Origin of the sequence: Pseudomonas muyukensis, from assembly GCF_019139535.1 — a bacterium.
GTDB classification, from domain to species: Bacteria; Pseudomonadota; Gammaproteobacteria; order Pseudomonadales; family Pseudomonadaceae; genus Aquipseudomonas; species Aquipseudomonas muyukensis.
Genome location: NZ_CP077073.1, coordinates 4746921 through 4764648, shown reverse-complemented (window position 1 = coordinate 4764648; position 17728 = coordinate 4746921). Strand labels below are relative to the sequence as shown.

17 protein-coding genes are annotated in these 17728 nt (G+C 65.8%); 9 read left to right on the top strand and 8 right to left on the bottom strand.

The genetic code is table 11. The features are described from left to right. Nucleotides 1–17: 17 nt before the first annotated feature. Together KSS95_RS21000 and KSS95_RS20995 are read right to left on the bottom strand one after the other, a co-directional pair. Entirely contained in the window at nt 18–944 is a 927-nt protein-coding gene (locus tag KSS95_RS21000) for a 4-hydroxyproline epimerase (RefSeq protein WP_217849315.1), read from the bottom strand. Nucleotides 945–967: 23 nt separating this feature from the next. Continuing rightward, nucleotides 968–2584, bottom strand: coding sequence for an APC family permease (locus KSS95_RS20995; protein WP_217849313.1), 1617 nt, complete (start codon nt 2582–2584; stop codon nt 968–970). A 398-nt stretch (nt 2585–2982) separates the two neighbouring features. On the opposite strand from KSS95_RS20995, the gene KSS95_RS20990 reads away from it, so the two are divergent. Further along, a complete protein-coding gene (locus tag KSS95_RS20990; protein ID WP_217849311.1) occupies nt 2983–3750 on the top strand; it encodes an AraC family transcriptional regulator in 768 nt (255 codons plus the stop codon). Here the strand turns inward: KSS95_RS20990 and KSS95_RS20985 are convergent. Beyond that, nucleotides 3738–4625: a LysR family transcriptional regulator gene (locus KSS95_RS20985; RefSeq protein ID WP_217849309.1), complete on the bottom strand. Its 888-nt coding sequence runs from the start codon at nt 4623–4625 to the stop codon at nt 3738–3740. The two genes, KSS95_RS20990 and KSS95_RS20985, sit on opposite strands and share 13 nt — an antisense overlap. A gap of 203 nt (nt 4626–4828) precedes the next feature. Between KSS95_RS20985 and moaB the strand changes: the two genes are divergently transcribed. After that, a complete protein-coding gene (moaB, locus tag KSS95_RS20980) occupies nt 4829–5368 on the top strand; it encodes a molybdenum cofactor biosynthesis protein B (RefSeq protein ID WP_217849308.1) in 540 nt (179 codons plus the stop codon). Between the two features lie 39 nt (nt 5369–5407). On the opposite strand, the gene KSS95_RS20975 is transcribed toward moaB, so the two are convergent. Further along, complete coding sequence (locus KSS95_RS20975; RefSeq protein WP_217849306.1) at nt 5408–6307, bottom strand: bestrophin family protein; 900 nt, start codon at nt 6305–6307, stop codon at nt 5408–5410. Nucleotides 6308–6328: 21 nt separating this feature from the next. Beyond that, nucleotides 6329–7333: a GTP 3',8-cyclase MoaA gene (gene moaA / locus KSS95_RS20970; RefSeq protein WP_217849304.1), complete on the bottom strand. Its 1005-nt coding sequence runs from the start codon at nt 7331–7333 to the stop codon at nt 6329–6331. A gap of 256 nt (nt 7334–7589) precedes the next feature. On the opposite strand from moaA, the gene KSS95_RS20965 reads away from it, so the two are divergent. Beyond that, nucleotides 7590–9920 (top strand): FdhF/YdeP family oxidoreductase, encoded by a 2331-nt coding sequence (locus KSS95_RS20965; RefSeq protein WP_217849302.1) that lies wholly within the window; start codon nt 7590–7592, stop codon nt 9918–9920. A gap of 111 nt (nt 9921–10031) precedes the next feature. Here KSS95_RS20965 and KSS95_RS20960 read toward each other — a convergent pair whose 3' ends face one another. Beyond that, a complete protein-coding gene (locus KSS95_RS20960) occupies nt 10032–10490 on the bottom strand; it encodes an Lrp/AsnC family transcriptional regulator (RefSeq protein ID WP_217849300.1) in 459 nt (152 codons plus the stop codon). A gap of 154 nt (nt 10491–10644) precedes the next feature. On the opposite strand from KSS95_RS20960, the gene KSS95_RS20955 reads away from it, so the two are divergent. After that, entirely contained in the window at nt 10645–11826 is a 1182-nt protein-coding gene (locus tag KSS95_RS20955) for a trans-sulfuration enzyme family protein (protein WP_217854049.1), read from the top strand. A 136-nt stretch (nt 11827–11962) separates the two neighbouring features. On the opposite strand, the gene KSS95_RS20950 is transcribed toward KSS95_RS20955, so the two are convergent. Then, on the bottom strand, nt 11963–12199 hold the full coding sequence (locus tag KSS95_RS20950) for a DUF465 domain-containing protein (protein ID WP_217849298.1): 237 nt from the start codon (nt 12197–12199) through the stop codon (nt 11963–11965). A 117-nt stretch (nt 12200–12316) separates the two neighbouring features. Here KSS95_RS20950 and KSS95_RS20945 point away from each other — a divergent pair, with 117 nt between their 5' ends. The 5 genes from KSS95_RS20945 to KSS95_RS20925 all read left to right on the top strand — a co-directional run bounded on the left by KSS95_RS20945 (nt 12317) and on the right by KSS95_RS20925 (nt 17015). Beyond that, nucleotides 12317–12682: a 5-carboxymethyl-2-hydroxymuconate Delta-isomerase gene (locus tag KSS95_RS20945; protein ID WP_217849296.1), complete on the top strand. Its 366-nt coding sequence runs from the start codon at nt 12317–12319 to the stop codon at nt 12680–12682. 165 nt (nt 12683–12847) lie between these two features. After that, nucleotides 12848–14485 (top strand): phosphoethanolamine transferase, encoded by a 1638-nt coding sequence (locus KSS95_RS20940; RefSeq protein ID WP_217849294.1) that lies wholly within the window; start codon nt 12848–12850, stop codon nt 14483–14485. A gap of 100 nt (nt 14486–14585) precedes the next feature. Continuing rightward, a complete protein-coding gene (rnd, locus tag KSS95_RS20935) occupies nt 14586–15719 on the top strand; it encodes a ribonuclease D (protein WP_217849292.1) in 1134 nt (377 codons plus the stop codon). Beyond that, a complete protein-coding gene (locus KSS95_RS20930) occupies nt 15716–16009 on the top strand; it encodes a YcgL domain-containing protein (protein ID WP_217849290.1) in 294 nt (97 codons plus the stop codon). The genes rnd and KSS95_RS20930 overlap by 4 nt, the downstream gene beginning before the upstream one ends. A 73-nt stretch (nt 16010–16082) precedes the next feature. Next, nucleotides 16083–17015, top strand: coding sequence for a D-2-hydroxyacid dehydrogenase (locus KSS95_RS20925; protein ID WP_217849288.1), 933 nt, complete (start codon nt 16083–16085; stop codon nt 17013–17015). Between the two features lie 111 nt (nt 17016–17126). On the opposite strand, the gene KSS95_RS20920 is transcribed toward KSS95_RS20925, so the two are convergent. Further along, entirely contained in the window at nt 17127–17720 is a 594-nt protein-coding gene (locus tag KSS95_RS20920) for a nitroreductase family protein (RefSeq protein ID WP_217849286.1), read from the bottom strand. Between the last annotated feature and the right edge of the window lie 8 nt (nt 17721–17728).

The following is a 17728-nucleotide window of genomic DNA, read 5'->3' as shown; positions in this document are numbered from 1 at the left end:
GTGGGAAATGAACGGGGTCAGATGCCCCAGGCGAAAGGATCTTGCTCGTCGATCAGCAGGGTGCTGTCGGCGGTCATGTAGGCGCGGCCGGTGATGAACGGGCGAATGCGTTCGCCGTCGCGTTCGTAGCGGCCCTGGAACTGGCTGCCGGTGATGCTGGCCTGGACCCAGACCTGGCCCTCGGCGAGCTTGCCGTCGGCGGCCAGGCAGGCCAGCTTGGCGCTGGTGCCGGTGCCGCAGGGCGAACGGTCGTAGGCCTTGCCGGGGCACATGACGAAGTTGCGGCTGTCGGCGTTGGGGGCGTCGGCGAACAGCTCGACATGGTCGATCGGGGCGCCGTTCTCGCCGGTGATGCCTTGTGCTTCGAGGGCCTTGAGCAGGGCCCAGGTGTAGTCGCCGAGGGCCTCGCGGTTGTCCAGTTCGATGCGCTGGCCGTGCTCGGAGACCAGGAAGAACCAGTTGCCGCCCCAGGCGATGTCGCCACGCACCAGGCCATGCCCGGGCACCTCCACCGCCACCTGGTGACGGTAGCGGTAGGACGGCACGTTGCCGACGGTGACGCTGCCGTCGTCGTGCAGGGTGGCGCTGACAGGGCCGACCGGGGTGTCGATCTTGTGCGTGCCGGGCCCGATCAGGCCCAGGTGCTGCAGCGAGGCGACCAGGCCGATGGTGCCGTGGCCACACATGTTCAGGTAGCCGGCGTTGTTGAAAAAGATCACCCCGCAGGTGGCGTCGTTCGACACTGGCGGGCAGTAGAGCGCGCCTACCAGTACATCGTTGCCGCGTGGTTCCAGCAGGCAGGCGCGGCGCCAGTGATCGTGCAGTTCGCGCAGTTCGTCGCGCTGCTCGGCCATGCTGCGGCCATGCAGTTGCGGGAAGCCCTTCATCACCAGGCGGGTCGGTTCGCCGCCGGTGTGGGAGTCGATGACGTGAAGGTGTTTCATCAGCGTGTCCATTCGGTCGTGAGTCAGGAAGCCGCAGCGGCGGGGTGCTGGCCGGCATGGGGTTCGTTGCTGGCTTCGCTTTCATCGTCGCCCTCCAGGCGCACCAGCCGGGCTGGCACGCCGGTGGCTGCGCCCCAGTAGTAGATGCCCAGGGCGGCAACCGCGACGATGAGGGTGTCCAGGGGATGGCCAATCACCCCCAGGCCGCCGAAGCTGCCCAGCCAGGAGAGGAAGATGGTCACGGCGTAGAAGCCGATCAGCCAGGCCGAGGAGCGCACCTGCTGGCCCAGCGACAGGTGCTCGGTGGGCACGAAGCGGCGGCACAGCAGGTACAGCACGAACATCACGATCTGCAGGGCCAGCAGCCAGGACACGGTGTTCCAGCCCGACCAGTAGACGATCAGCGCGGCGATGATGAACGACAGCGGGCCGAGCACGCCCATGCCCTTGACCCGGAACGGTCGCGGCATGTCGGGGGCGTTGCGGCGCAGCGCGGCGACGGTCACCGGGGCCACCGCATAGCTCAGTACCAGGGCGGCGGACACCACGTTGATCAGCGCCTCCCACGACGGGAACGGCAGGGTCCAGAACACCGCCAGGGCGAAGGTCAGCCACAGTGCCGGGCGGGGGATGCCGGACTGTTCGTCGATGCGGGTGAAGTACTTGAAGAAGGTGCCGGTCTGCGCCCAGCCATAGACCACCCGCGGGGTGGCGTTCATGTAGATGTTGCCGCAGCCGCTGGGCGAGATCACCGCATCCGCCACCACCAGGTAGGCCAGCCAGCCGACGCCCAGGGCCAGGGCGATGTCACGGTAGGGCAGGGCCAGTTCCTTGGTCACCCCGGCCCAGCCGTTGACCAGCATCTCGGTTGGCACGCTGCCGAGGAAGGCCAGTTGCAGCAGGGCATAGATCGCGGTGGACAGCAGCACCGAGAGGATCAGTGCGATGGGGATGGTGCGCTGCGGGTTCTTCACCTCGCTGGCCACCGAGATGATCGGCGTCAGGCCCAGGTAGGCGAAGATGATGCCGCCGGCCGACACAGCCATTTCCACCCCCGACAGGCCGAACGGGGCGAAGCCCTGCACCGCGAAGTTTTGCGGCTTGAAGAAGGTGAACAGCACGCCGATCACCAGCAGCGGCACGATGAACTTGAACACGCTGACCAGGTTGTTGGCCTTGGCGAAGGTCTTGACGCTGCGGTAGTTGAGCAGGAAGAACAGCCCGAGCAGGGCGAACTGCACCAGCCAGCCGAGCACGGTCGGGTCGCTGGAGCCGGTCTTGGTCAAGGCCGGGAACCAGGCCGCGGCATACTGGCGCGAGGCGACCACCTCGATGGCGATCAGGCTGGAAAAGGCGATCAGGGTGATGAAGCCCATCAGGTAGCCGAGCAGCGGGCCGTGGGAGTACACCGGGTAGCGCACCACGCCGCCGGCGCGGGGCAGGGCGGCGCCGAGCTCGCAGTAGACGATGCCCAGCAGCAGCACGGCAAAGCCGCCGAGGAACCAGGAGAGGATGCCGGCCGGGCCGGCGATGGCCGAGACGTGGCTGGCGGCGAACAGCCAGCCGGAGCCGAAGATCGCGCCCAGGCCGATGAAGGTGAGGTCCAGCAGGGAGAGCTGTTTCTTGAATTTGCCTGACATGGTTGCGCCTTTTTGTAGGTTTTGGATAGGCAGGTCTGATGTCACGAGATGCGGCTTTTTGGGCCGCGCTCTTGTAGGACTTGGGCGGCTTGCGTGGGGCATAGAGTGGACCGATCAGGGCGTCGGTTCTTGATGGTTTTCTGCAGAGTGAGTGACGAAATCGGCACAGTTGGCAAAAAGCGGTGGCGGGGTGGAAGTGCCCAGAGATAGGCTGAAAGCCATAATGGACAAGGGTTTGGTGAAGGGGTGTCAGCTGCAATCACCGTCCCCTGCAGGAGCGGCCTTGTGTCGCGAAAGGGCCGCATAGCGGGCCCGGCAATTTTGCATGAAGGCACAGATCCCGGGGCTGCTGCGCAGCCCTTTCGCGACACAAGGCCGCTCCTACAATGAGCCGACAGATGACCGACAACCCCCTGGCAGCCCTCGACCAGCTCCGCCCCGCCAGCCTCGAGGCGCTGCTGGCCAGTGTGTCGCTGCTGCTGCCGATCCTTGACGCCATCCCCAACGCCGCCATCTTCATCAAGGACCCGGCCGCCCGCTACGTGCTGGCCAACAACACGCTGGTCCAGCGCTGCGGCCTAAAACGCCTGCAACCGCTGCTGGGCAAGACCAGCGCCGAAGTGTTTCCGGCACAGCTGGGCCCCGGCTATACCGAGCAGGACCGTCGTGTGCTCAAGGAAGGGCTGGTACTTGAAGACCAGCTCGAACTGCACCTGTACGGCAGCCGCGAGCCCGGTTGGTGCCTGACCCACAAGCGCCCGCTGTACAACCAGCTGGGCGAAATCATCGGCTTGGTCGGCATCTCGGTCGACCTGCAGTCAGCCGCCGACAGCCACCCGGCCTACCAGTGCCTGGCCGCGGTGGACGGGCATATCCGCGCGCACTTCCACCAGCCGATCAGCCTGGGCGAGCTGACCCGCATCGCCGGCATCTCGGTGGCGCAACTGGAGCGCTATTGCAAGAAAGTCTTCCACCTCACGCCGCGGCAGATGATCCACAAGGCGCGCCTGGAGCACGCCCATCAGCTGCTGCACAGCGACCTGCCGATCATCGAGGTCGCCCTGCGCTGCGGCTACACCGACCACAGCGCCTTCAGCCGGCAGTTCAAGCAGCTGACTGGCTTCACCCCGCGCCAGTATCGGCAGGCGACGGCTCAGGAAGGCTGAAACATGGCTTTTGCCTCGTCGAAACACTGCTCGGCGATGGCCGAGCGGGGTTCGCTGCGGCGCAGCAGCAGGCCGATGGGGCTATGGATGCTGGCGTCCTGCACGGGGATGATGCGCATGTGCTGGCTCAATTCCTCCAGCCCGCAATCGAGCGGCATGATCGCGCAGCACAGGCCGGTGTTGATCGCCTGGATCAGTTGGAAGGTCGAGTCGCTCTCGAGTACGGCATTGGGTTCCAGGCCCCGGCTGCGCAAGCTCAGGTCCAGCGACTGGCGGTAGTGCATGCCCTTGCTCAGCAGGCCCAGCGGCAGCTCGCCGAGGTCGTCCCAGCGCAGGGACTCGGTCTCGAACCGGAAATGCCGGGTGTCGTGCAGCAGGCCCATGGTGGTGGTGCTCAGCTCGATCACCTCGAAGAAACTGGTGTTGACCTGGTCGAGGTAGCAGATGCCCAGGTCGAGCTGGTTGCGGCTCAGGCCGTCGATGACCTGTTCGGAGCTCAGCGACGACAGCTGGAAGTGCAGCTCGGGGTATTTCTCACGCAGCGGCATCAGCAACGCCATCGGGTTGAAGCTGGCCAGCGGCACGGTGCCCAGGCGCAGGCTGCCGACCACCTGGCCGCGGCAGCTGGCGGCCTCGGCCTGCAGGCCGTCGTGGGCGGCGAGCAAGGTGCGGGCCCAGGCCAGGATGCGCTCGCCGGCCTCGGTGAAGCCTTCGAAGCGCTGGCCACGCTTGACCAGCACCAGGTCGAGCTCGTCCTCGAGGTTGCGCAGGCGCATGGACAGGGTCGGCTGGGTGATATGGCACAGCGCCGCGGCCTGGCCGAAGTGGCGGGTCTGGTCGAGGGCGATGAGGAACTTGAGCTGTTTGATGTCCATGGGGCGGCCTGGGTTGCGGGGTGTGATGACCTTAACCAACAGTGAAGCATCTGGCTAATCATTGATGACGAATTCGCCGTGCCTGCCGCGATGCCGGCCTGCATGGCGATAGAAAGCGTCGATCATGCGGTATGCGCTATCGATTGGACGCTGCCAGGGGTTGTCTCTAACGTGGCCGCGAGCCCATTTCCGGAGCAGTTCCCATGAGCGTGAAACCTGATGCGGTGTTCGTGCCGCTGAACATCGCGGTGCTGACCGTCAGCGACACCCGTACCTTCGACAACGACACCTCCGGTGAGCTGCTGGCCAGCCGCGCGGTCGGCGTCGGCCATCGCCTGGTGGCGCGCGAGCTGCTCAAGGATGACCTGTACAAGGTCCGCGCCCAGGTCGCCAGCTGGATCGCCGACGAACAGGTGCAGGTGGTGCTGGTCACCGGCGGCACCGGTTTCACCGGGCGTGACAGCACGCCGGAAGCGGTGGGCTGCCTGCTGGACAAGCACATCGATGGCTTTGGCGAGCTGTTCCGCGCCCTGTCGATTCTCGATATCGGTACCTCCACGGTGCAGAGCCGGGCGTTGGCCGGCATGGCCAATGGCACCCTGGTGTGCTGCCTGCCGGGCTCGACCGGTGCCTGCCGCACGGCGTGGGAGGGAATTCTCGCCGAGCAGCTGGATGCCCGGCACCGGCCGTGCAACTTCGTCGCCCACCTCAAGCCGATCGGGGCTTGCGCAAGCCGCGGTTGACCTTGGCAAGCCCATCGCGGGGCCAGTCGCGATGGGCCTTCAACTGAGCACATGATCCACCGGTTCCAGCGCCGGCGGCAGCGGCTCGTGCCCCAGCGCCGCCAGCACATCGCGCTCCAGGGTGCGCACCAGCGCATCGGTGGGCAAATCGTTCTCGTCGCGCCCGAACGGGTCCTCCAGCTCGTTGCCGATCGCATCCAGGCCGAAGAAGGTGTAGCTGACGATGGTGGTGAACAACGGCGCCAGCCAGCCCAGGGGTTCGGCCAGGGCGAACGGCAGCAGCAGGCAGAAGATATAGATGGTGCGGTGCAGCAGCAGGGTGTAGGGGAACGGCAATGGCGTGCCCTTGATCCGCTCGCAGGTGGCCTGTACGTCCGAAAGCCCCGCCAGGCGCTGCGCCAGGCTGGTGTAGCGGAACTCGCTGAGCGCGCCTTGTTCGGCCAGCCGTGAACAGTGTTCGCCCACCTCGCGCAGGATGCCGTCACAGACATTGTGGGGGACGATCCGCGCCTGCTCGCCCAGCCAGGGCCGGGCGGCGCGCAATTCGTCCTCGTTGCGCAGCCGGGCGTTGAGGGCGTGGGCGAAGGCGCACAGGTTGCGCAGCAGCAGCGTGCGCAACTGCTGGTCCTTGATCACCACGCTCTCGCGGGTGAACGAGCGCACTTCGATGATCATCCGCCCCCAGGCCTTGCGGCCTTCCCACCAGCGGTCGTAGCAGGCGTTGTTGCGAAAGCTCATGAAGATCGACAGCGACAGGCCGAGCAAGGTGAACGGCGTGGCGCTGACCGGGTAGAACAGCGCCGGGTAGTGCCGCTCGATCAGCACGATCAAGGCCGCCAGCAGGGTCACCCCCAGGCAGCGCAAGGCGATGCGCTGGATAATCGAGCCCTTGAGGGTGAACAGCACGCGCAGCATGTCGGGGCGTGGATGGACGATCAAGGCGGTTCCAGAGGCAGCCGATCAGCCGCCGGTCATGTTCATGAAACGCAGGATCTGCACCTCGCCGCCGACCTCGAAGTGGTGGCGGTAGGGCTTGAGCTGCATGGCGTCGCGGATCGCCTGTTCCAGGCGCTCGCCGTCGCCTGGGTGCTGGCGCAGGACCTGCTTGAGGTCCACCGAGTGCTCGTTGCCCAGGCACAACAACAGGCGGCCCTCGACGGTCAGGCGCACGCGGTTGCAGGTGGCGCAGAAGTTGTGGCTGTGCGGCGAAATGAAACCGACCCGGGTGTTCGGCGCCTCGGCCAGGCGCCAGTAGCGCGCCGGGCCCTGGGACGACTCGGCCGATTCGATCAGGGTGAAGTGCTCGGCCAGGCGCGCGCGTACATCGTCACTGGAGCAGAACGACTCGCCGCGTTCATGCTCGCTGATCACCCCCAGGGGCATTTCCTCGATGAAGGAGATGTCCAGTTCGCGGTCGATGGCAAAGCGCACCAGGTCGACGATCTCATGGTCGTTGCGGCCCTTGAGCACCACGGCGTTGAGCTTGGTGCGGCGGAAGCCGGCGGCGCGGGCGGCGTCGATGCCGGCGATCACCTGGTCGAGGTCACCGGTGCGGGTCAGGGCGCGGAAGCGTTCGCGGTCGAGGCTGTCGAGGCTGATGTTCAGGCGCGACACGCCGGCATCGAACAGCGGCTGGGCCAGGCGGCCCAACTGCGAGCCGTTGCTGGTCAGGCACAGTTCGCGCAGGCCGGGCAGGGCGGCGATGCGCCCGCACAGCTCGACGATGCCCTGGCGTACCAGCGGCTCGCCGCCGGTCAGGCGGATCTTGCGGGTGCCCAGGGCGACGAAGCGCTCGGCAACCTGGTACAGCTCCTCGAGGCTGAGGATCTGCTGGCGCGGCAGGAACTGCATGTCTTCGGCCATGCAATAGACGCAGCGGAAGTCGCAGCGGTCGGTGACCGACATCCGCAGGTAGTCGACTTTGCGGTTGAAACCGTCGATCAGGGCCTGGGGGTTCTTTTCCACGTTCGCGCTCGACATTGAAGAGGGTGGGGGCGGCGCAAGGCCGCAGACAAGGTTCAAGCTATAACCTGCGTCCAGTGCCGTCAAATTGCTTTGCCCGACTATTCGATCAGTCTCCTCTATCACGGCTGCAGGCCTCGCCAGGCAAGGGCTGCAGGCCATGATCGACGGCGTTTATCACGTTTTCACTCATATCGATTGGACGTGCCTGGGGCGCGCTTCTTAGGCTGGAGAAAACACCGCGCGAGAGTTTCACAGCATGAGCCAGGACGAACACATCAGGGACTACAAGGGGCCGGCCGCCGGCTGGGGCGCGCTCAAGAGCGTGACCAAGAGCTGGCTGGGCAGCGAGAACGCCTTCAAGAACCTGCGGGCCATGCTCAAGACCAACCAGAACGGTGGCTTCGACTGCCCGGGCTGCGCCTGGGGCGAGTCGCCGGAAAGCGACATGGTCAAATTCTGTGAGAACGGCGCCAAGGCGGTGAACTGGGAGGCCACCGGTCGTTCGGTGGACCCGGCGTTCTTCGCCAAGTACAGCGTCAGTGCGTTGCGCGAACAGACCGACTACTGGCTCGAGTACCAGGGCCGGCTGACCCACCCGATGCGCTATGACGCGGCCAGCGACCATTACGTCCAGACCAGCTGGGAAGAGGCCTTCGCCCTGATCGCCCGGCACCTGAACGGCCTCGAGTCGCCCGACCAGGCCGAGTTCTACACCTCTGGCCGGGCCAGCAACGAAGCGGCGTTCCTCTACCAGTTGTTCGTGCGCGCCTACGGCACCAATAACTTCCCCGATTGCTCGAATATGTGCCACGAGGCCAGTGGCGTGGGCATGGCCGAAACCCTTGGCGTGGGCAAGGGCACCGTGGTGTTCCATGACCTGGAGCTGGCCGATGCGATCTTCGTCATTGGCCAGAACCCCGGCACCAACCACCCGCGCATGCTCGAGCCGCTGCGCGAGGCGGTCAAGCGTGGCGCCCAGGTGGTCTGCTTCAACCCGTTGAAAGAGCGTGGCCTGGAGCGCTTCCAGCACCCGCAGCACCCGTTCGAGATGCTCAGCAACGGCTCCGAGCCGACCAACACCGCCTACTTCCGCCCAGCCCTGGGCGGCGACATGGCGGCCATGCGCGGGATCGCCAAGTTCCTCCTGCAGTGGGAGCGCGAGGCGCAACTGCACAACCAGCCGCCGGTGCTCGACCATGCGTTCATCGCCGAGCACACCAGCGGCGTGGAAGATTACCTGGCCCTGGTGGATGCCACCCCTTGGGAGCACATCATCGAGCAGTCCGGCCTGAGCAAGGCCGAGATCGAGCTGGCCGCGCGCATGTACCGCAAGGCCGAGCGGGTGATCATGTGCTGGGCCATGGGCATCACCCAGCACCGCCACTCGGTGCCGACCGTGCAGGAGATCGTCAACCTGCAATTGCTGCGCGGTAACGTCGGCAAGCCGGGCGCCGGCCTGTCGCCGGTGCGTGGCCACAGCAACGTGCAGGGCGACCGCACCATGGGCATCGACGAGAAGCCCAAGGCGCACTTGCTCGATGCCATCGAGCGGCGCTTCCAGTTCAGCGTGCCTCGCGAGCACGGGCATAACGCGGTGCTGGCGATCAAGGCCATGGAACAGGGGCGGGCCAAGGTGTTCATCGGCCTGGGCGGCAACTTTGCCCAAGCCACGCCGGATACCCCACGCACCCATGCGGCGCTGCGCAACTGCGAGCTGACCGTGCAGATTTCCACCAAGCTCAACCGCTCGCACCTGGTGACCGGGCGCGACGCGTTGATCCTGCCGTGCCTGGGCCGCACCGAGATCGACCTGCAGGCCGAAGGCCCGCAGGGCGTCACCGTGGAAGACACCTTCAGCATGGTGCACATCTCCCACGGCCAGTTGCAGCCGCGCTCGCCGCACCTGCGCTCGGAGCCGGCGATCATCGCCGGCATGGCCCAGGCCACCCTGGGCAACCGGCCGATCGACTGGGACCATGTGATCGCCGACTACGGCCGCATTCGCGACCTGATCGCCGATGTGATCCCGGGCTTCGCTGATTTCAACGCGCGCCTGCAGCACCCAGGCGGATTCCACCTGGGCAACAACGCCGCGGACCGCAACTTCCGCACGGCCACCGGCAAGGCGCGCTTCACCGCCAGCGAGCTGCCGGTGCAACTGATCAACCAAGCGGTGCTGGCGCGTGGTGACACACCGGACCTGATCCTGCAGACCTTGCGTTCCCACGATCAGTACAACACCACCCTGTATGGCCTGGACGACCGCTACCGCGGTGTGTTCGGCCTGCGCGAGGTGGTCTTCGTCAACGAGGCCGATATCCGTCGCCTGGGCTTCGAGCCCGGCGAGCAGGTGGACCTGGTGTCGCTGTGGGAGGATGGCCGCGAGCGCCGGGTATCGGGCTTCCGCCTGGTGGCCTATGACGTGCCGCAGGGGCAGGCGGCGGCCTACTACCCGGAGACCAACCCCTTGGTGCCGCTGGACAGTTACGGCGAAGGCACCTACACGCCGACCTCGAAGTTCGTGGCGATCAAGCTGGAGAAGGCCCAGGCCGGCAACCGGATCGAGGTGATCGCCGCACAGGCGTGAGGAACACCGCAGGTCCACTCACTGTAGGCGCCAGCCTTGCTGGCGAACCAGGCGGCGCGATGCCGGTGTGCGCGGGTAGACCCGCTCCCACAGGGGGTACGCCGCTCGGTGTTAGCGATGCACCGGATACGCCGTGGTGTACTTCATCTGCTCCATGGCAAAGCTCGAGGTGATGTTCGACAGCCCATCGGTGCTGGTGATCAGCTTCTTGTAGAAGCGGTCGTAGGCGCCGATGTCGCCCACCACTACCCGCAGCATGTAGTCCCAGTCGCCGGACATGCGGTACACCTCCATCACCTCCTCGAACGCCGTCACCGTGGCGGCGAACTGCGCCAGCCAGGCACTGTCGTGGCGCTGGGTCTTGAGCTGGACGAACACCGTCAGCCCCAGGCCCAGGCGCACCGGGTCGAGCAGGGCGACGCGGCCCTTGATGTAGCCGTCTTCTTCCAGGCGCTTGACCCGCTTCCAGCACGGCGTGGTCGACAGGTTGACCGCTTCGGCCAGGTCCTTGAGCGAGATCGAGGCGTCACGCTGGAGCAGGGTGAGGATGTGCTGATCGAAACTGTCCATTGCGTGCTGCAGCCTGAAAAGAGAAAAAGTTTCCAGAGAGTAGCCGCTGGCATAGCGCATTGAAACCACTGGCGCCGTGGCGAGCGACAGTAACGTTCCGACAGCGCCGGGCCGGGGCGGATATGAGATAGTGGCGGTTTTCCATCCTCAGCCCATGGGCCCGAACATGTCCGACAAGCCGCGCAATTTCGCCACCCGTACCATCCACGCCGGCGAACAGTCCAGCGTCGCCGACAATGCCATCTTCCCGGCCATCGTCACCTCCAGCTCGTTCATCAAGCGCGGCCTGGACGACAACCCCGAATACGCCTACAGCCGGGTCAGCAACCCGACCCGGCATGCCTACGAAACCTGCGTCGCGGCGCTGGAAGAGGGCGTTGGCGCGGTCGCCTGCGCCTCGGGCGTCAGCGCCACCGCCACGGTGCTCGAGCTGTTGTCCAAGGATGCCCACGTGGTGGTGATGAACGGTGTCTACGGCGGTACCTTCCGCCTGCTGGAAGACTACCGCGGGCGCACCTCGGGGCTGACCACCACCTACGTCGACCTCAACGACATCGACGCCGTGGCGGCGGCGATCCGCCCGGACACGCAACTGATCTGGATCGAGTCGCCGACCAACCCGCTGCTGCACCTGGTGGACATCAAGGCGGTCTGCGACCTGGCCCGCGCCCGCGGTGTGCTGACCTGCATCGACAACACCTTCTGCTCGCCGTGGAACCAGCAGCCGATCACCCTGGGCGTGGACCTGGTGATGCACTCGGCGAGCAAGTACATCGGCGGCCACTCCGACCTCACCGGCGGCGTGGTGGTGGCGGCCAACCAGGAACTGCTGGGGCGTCTGCGCAAGATCAGCATGGCGGTCGGCGCGATCCAGGGGCCGTTCGACTGCTACCTGGCCCTGCGCGGGCTCAAGACCCTCGACGTGCGCATGGAGCGCCAGAGCGCCAACGCGCTGCGCGTGGCGCAGTTCCTCGAGCGCCACCCGCAGGTCGAGCAGGTGTTCTATCCGGGGCTCGAGAGCCATCCGCAGCATGCGCTGAGCAAGCGCCAGATGCGCACCGGTGGCGCGGTGGTGGCGCTGCGCATCAAGGGGGATCGGGCCGCGGTCAACCGCCTGGTCGAGGCGCTGTCGATCTTCGTACTGGCCGACTCGCTGGGCGGGGTGGAGAGCATGATCAACCACTCCTGGAGCATGTCGCACAACTCCCTGAGCCCGGAGCAGAAGGGGGTGATGGGGATCAGCGAGAACCTGCTGCGGTTGTCGGTGGGGATCGAGGACTATCGCGATCTGATCGAGGATCTGCAGACGGCGCTGCAGGCCTCGGCCCAGGCTTGAGCGTCGGGCGTTTCCAGGCCCGTGGGAGCCGGCCTTGCGGGCGTTGCAGGCAACGCGGCGGAAGCACCGGCCTTGCCGGTGTTCGCCGGCAAGGCCGGCTCCTACAGGGGGGATGCGCTCCCTTGAAGGCGTCGATTCAGGATTTGGGCGGATGGACGATCCTTTCGATCTTGTCCTTGAGCAGCAAGCGTTCCCTGCGCAGCAGATTGACCGTGTCGTCATTGGTGCCGTTGCCTTCGGCGGCTACCACTTCCTTGTCCTTGGCGTTGTATTCCTTGTGCAGCTTGTGCAGGTCGTGGTCCTTGTCGATGAGGGCCTGGAACTGCTCGGCGGAAACGTGCAGGTCTGCGAGCAAATCATGCGGAACGGGCATTTCTTCACCTCTCTGGCGGGTTGTCGAACGAGCCTGAACCCTGAGGATAGTCGCCTTTGCCCCATTGCGGGACTGGGGTAGGCTGTCGCATCCCCCTGCGTGAACGGAACCCGCACCATGCCTCACTTGAACCTCGAATACAGCGACAACCTGCGCGACCTCAAGGTCGACGTGCTGTTGCTGCGCCTGAACCACGCCCTGGTCGGCAGCGGCCAATTCGCCGAGGAACTGGACATCAAGAGCCGCGCCCAGGCCTTCGCCCAGTACCGCGTCGGCACCGCGCCGGGCGAGCGGGCGTTCGCCCATGTGCGCCTGGCGATCCTCAGCGGCCGCTCCGAGCAGGTCAAGCAGCAGCTGGCCAGCAGCCTGCTCGAGGTGCTGCACGAGGCGATCCCCGTCCAGGCCGGGCTGGACATCCAGCTGTGCGTGGAAGTGCTGGACATCGACCGCGCGCCGTACGCCAAGCTTCGCCTGCCTGGCTGAATGGCGGCTGAATGAAAGTTGTTTAATCCATGAAAGACGTCAATCCAGCAATTCGTTGGCGTCTTTTTCACAAAAAATTGATGCTCGCATTCCTAAAGTTCGCGCAACTTCCCAACCTGCCCGTGCGGGCCTGTTGGCCGCTGTTGAACCTTTAATGCGAACGCCATGCTCACACTTAAATCCCTGCGGACTGAATGGGTCACGTTGCTGGCCAGCCTGTACCTGCTGATCGGCATGAACCTGTTTCTCTGGGAACACCTCGAAGCCATTGTGCCGCCCGGCATGGTGGGGCTGTGGCTGAGCCTGGCCTTCGCGGTAATGATGTTGTTCGCGTTCAATCTTATTCTTACCTTGTTGGCGTTTCGTTATGTATTGAAGCCGGTGCTGATTGTATTGTTCCTGAGCGGCGCGGCGGTCGCTTACTTCATGAACCAATACGGCGTACTTATAGATGCCGGCATGTTTCGCAATGTCGCCGAAACCAATGCCGCGGAAGTCCGCGACCTGCTGTCGTTGAAGTTTGCCTTGTATATCCTGCTGCTGGGCGTATTGCCGTCGCTGCTGGTATGGAAGGCCAACATCGCCTATCGGCCCTGGCACCGCGAGTTGCTGGGCAAGCTGGTGGTCAGCGGCGCCTGCGTGGCGGCGCTGGGCTCGGTGGCGCTGGTCAATTACCAGGGGCTTTCCTCGCTGTTGCGCAACCACCATGAACTGCGCCTGATGCTCACCCCGAGCAATATCGTCGGTGCTTCGTTCGGCTACGTTCGCGAACAGATCGGCAGCGCCGCCCAGCCCTTCCAGGCCTATGGCGAAGATGCTCGCCGCGATGCCGCCTGGCAGCACCATGCACGCAAGTCGCTGACAGTGCTGGTAGTGGGCGAGAGTGCCCGGGCGGACAACTTCGGCGTGCTTGGCTATGCCCGCGACACCACCCCGCAACTGGCCAAGGAACAGGGCTTGCTGAGCTTCACCGACGTGCATTCCTGCGGCACCGAGACCGCCGTGTCGGTGCCGTGCATGTTCTCCGGCATGGGCCGCAAGGACTATGTGCCCAGCGTGGCGAAGAACCGCGAGGGGCTGCTCGATATCCTCCAGCGCGCCGGCCTGGCGGTGCAGTGGCGTGACAACCAGAGCGGCTGCAAGGGCACCTGCGACCGAGTGCAGTTCATCGATGTCAGCAACCTCAAGGACCCGACCCTGTGCGCCAGTGGCGAATGCCATGACCAGATCCTGCTGCAGGGCCTCGCCGAGCTGATCGACAACCTCGACCAGGACACCGTGCTGGTGCTGCATCAAATGGGCAGCCATGGCCCGGAGTACTTCAAGCGCTACCCGGCCGGCGCCGAGGCGTTCACCCCGGTGTGCCGCAGCAACGCGTTGAACCAATGCAGCGAAGAGCAAATCGTCAATGCCTACGACAACACCTTGCGCTATACCGACCAGGTGCTGGCCTCGTTGATCGATACCCTGCGCGCCAGGCAGGACAAGGTCGACACCGCGATGATCTACCTGTCCGACCATGGCGAGTCGCTGGGCGAGTACAACCTGTTCCTGCACGGCACGCCGTACATGATGGCGCCCGACCAGCAGAAGCACGTGCCGCTGCTGGCCTGGTTCTCCGACAGCTACCAGCAGGACTTCGGCCTGGACACCGATTGCCTGGCCAAGCTGCGCGATGCGCCATTGTCCCAGGACAACCTGTTCCACTCGATGCTCGGCCTGTTGCAGGTGCGCACCGGGGTTTACCAGCAGTCGCTGGACCTGTTTGCCGGCTGCCGCCCCTGGCTGGCGGCCGATCGCTGACCGCCACCGCGGTCGGTACCAAGGATGGCGTGGCTTGCGAGGTTTCACCCAGAGCGCCCGCGCCGTATATACTGCGCGCCAATGTTAGTGGGAGAGCCTCGTGGCCATCGATATTCACTGGATCCGTGACGACCAGACCCTGGCCGAGCACTGCCAAAGCTGGCGCGAACTGCCTTTCGTGGCGCTCGACACCGAATTCATGCGGGTCGATACCTTTTACCCGAAGGCCGGGCTGATCCAGATCGGCGACGGCCAGCGGGCCTTCCTCATCGACCCGTTGCTGATCCGCGACTGGCAACCGCTGGCCGGGCTGCTCGAGGACAGCGGCGTGGTCAAGGTGCTGCACGCCTGCAGCGAAGACCTCGAGGTGTTGCTGCGCCTGACCGGCAAGCTGCCGCAACCGCTGTTCGACACGCAACTGGCCGCAGGCTACCTGAACATCGGTTTCTCGATGGGCTATTCGCGCCTGGTCCAGGACGTGCTGGGCATCGACCTGCCCAAGGGCGAGACCCGCTCCGACTGGCTGCAACGCCCGCTGTCGGACACCCAGGTCAGCTACGCCGCCGAGGATGCCGTGCACCTGGCAGAACTGTTCACCGCGCTGCGCCCGCGCTTGTCCGATGACAAGTACGCCTGGGTGCTCGAGGACGGCGCCGAACTGGTCGCCGCGCTGCGCCGCGAAGTCGAGCCCGAGACCCTGTACCGCGACGTCAAGCTGGCCTGGAAACTGGGCCGCCAGCAGTTGGCGGTGCTGCGCGAGCTGTGTGCCTGGCGCGAGCGCGAAGCCCGCAGCCGCGATGTACCCCGCAACCGTATCCTCAAGGAGCACTCGCTGTGGCCCATGGCCAAGAGCCAGCCCGACTCGCCGTCGGCCCTGGCGAAAATCGACGAGATGCACCCACGGACCATCCGCCAGGACGGCGAGCAGCTCATCCAGCTGATCAAGCGTGCCGCCGCGCTGCCGCAGGAGCAGTGGCCAGCGCCGCTGCCCGAGCCGCTGCCGATCGAGGCCGCCGGCATCCTCAAGCGCCTGCGCGCCATCGGCCAGGCCGAGGGCGAGCGCCTGGGCATCGCCCCGGAGCTGATGCTGCGTAAAAAAGCCCTCGAAGCGCTGCTCAAGAGCGGCTACCCCAACGGCCCCTATCAACTGCCCGATGCCCTGCGCGGCTGGCGCCGCGAGCGCATGGGCCAGGCCCTGCTGGACGACCTGGCGGGCGCCGGAGATTCCCGATGAAACGCATTTGCTCCATCTACAAAAGCCCACGCAAGAACGAGATGTACCTCTACGTGCTCAAGGCCGACGGCCTGGCCCGCGTGCCCGAGGCGTTGCTGCCGTTCTTCGGCACGCCGCTGCACGCCTTCGACCTGGTGCTGACCCCCGAGCGCAAGCTGGCCCGCGAGGATATCGCCAAGGTGCTGGAAAACCTCGACAACCAGGGCTACCACCTGCAGATGCCACCGCCGGACGACGACTACATCGAGCACCTGCCCGAAGAGCTGCTGCGCCGCAACGACCCGGCCTGAGCCGGGCCGCGCGCCTCTCCCTGCGGCCCGCCTGGCGGGCCGCTTTCGTTGTTTGCCAAGGTTGTGTTTGCACATGCGTGTTCTGATCGCTGAACAGGATCATGCCCACTATGCTCGCCTGCTGGGCGAGCTGGCACCGGACCTGGAGGTCCTGACCAGCGGCGATTCCGCCGAACTGGCGCGCTTCGCCCCCCAATGCCCGGTCTGGCTGGGCCAGCCGGACCTGCTGGCCAGCCTGCTGCGCCAGGGCCACAAGCCCGTTTGGATGCAGTCGACCTGGGCTGGCATCACCCCGTTGTTGGCCGACGGCTTGCCGCGTGATTATCGCCTGACCCGCGCCGTGGGTATCTTCGGCCAGGTGATGGCCGAATACATGCTCACCTATATGCTCGGCCATGAGCGCGAAGTGCTGTCGCGCCTGGTCAGCCAGGTCGAGCGGCGCTGGGATGACCGCCCAGGGCGCACCCTGGAAGGGCGTCGGGTGCTGATCGTCGGTACCGGCGATATTGGCCAGCGGGTGGCTGAGTTCCTGCAACCCTTCGGCGTCGAGCTGTACGGCGTGGCCAGCAGCGCCCGCGAGCAGGCGCCGTTCGTCGAGGTAGCCGGACTCGAGCAACTGCCGCGCCTGGTTGGCCAGGTCGACTACGTGCTCAACCTGCTGCCCGATACCCCGGCCACGCACGATCTGTATGACGCGGCGCTGTTCCGGTGCTTCCAGCCCAGCGCGCTGTTCATCAATGCCGGGCGTGGCGTGGCGGTGGTCGATGCCGACCTGGTCGAGGCGCTCAAGCAGGGGCATCTGGCCGGGGCGGTGATCGATGTCTGCCGCCAGGAGCCGCTGCCGCAGCGCCATCCGTTCTGGACCGCCTGGGGGCTGCTGCTGACCGGCCACAGCTCGGCGCCGACCTCGCCGGTGGCGATGGCGCGGTTGTTCGTCGAGAATGCGCAGGCGTACGCGGCAGGGCAGGGGTTGCGTGGCGAAGTGGATTTCGCCCGCGGTTATTGAGGCAAGCCACAGGTTGTAGGAGCCAGCCTTGCTGGCGAACCAGGCAACGCGGTGCATGACACCGCGTTGCCGCTGTTCGCCAGTTGCGCGCTGGCTCCTGCAAAGGTCGCGTTACAAGCTGAAGTCGCCTTCGGCCGCCAGCTCGCTCAGCGGCCGGCGCGGGCTTGGCATCTCGCGGGCCTGCAGCGCTTCGGCCAGGGTCGCCTTGTCGCCCAGCTTGCCGATCGCCACCATGGCATGCAGCGCGTAGCCCTCGGGGATCTTCAGCTCGCGGCGGGCCAGGTCCTGGTCGAAGCCGGCCATGCCGTGGGTGTGCCAGCCGCTGATGCTGGCTTGCAGCGCCAGGTGACCCCAGGCGGAACCGGTGTCGAAGGTGTGCCACAGGGCAGGTTTTTCTTCATCGGAGCCGGGCGCGGCGAAGGTGGTCTTGGAGAGGATCAGCACCAGCGCCGAGGCGTGCTGCGCCCAGCTGCGGTTGAATTCGTTGAGGATATCCAGGTAGCGCGTCCAGCTTGGCGTGTCGCGGCGCGCGTAGAGGAAGCGCCACGGCTGCGAGTTGTAGGCCGAAGGCGCCCAGCGCGCGGCCTCGAGGAAGCTCAGCAGGGTCTGCTGGCTGATCGGTTCGTCGCTGAAGGCGCGGGGCGACCAGCGGTTGATGAACTGCTCGTTGATGGCATAGTCGGCGATGCGGGGGGTGGCGCTCATGGTTGCTC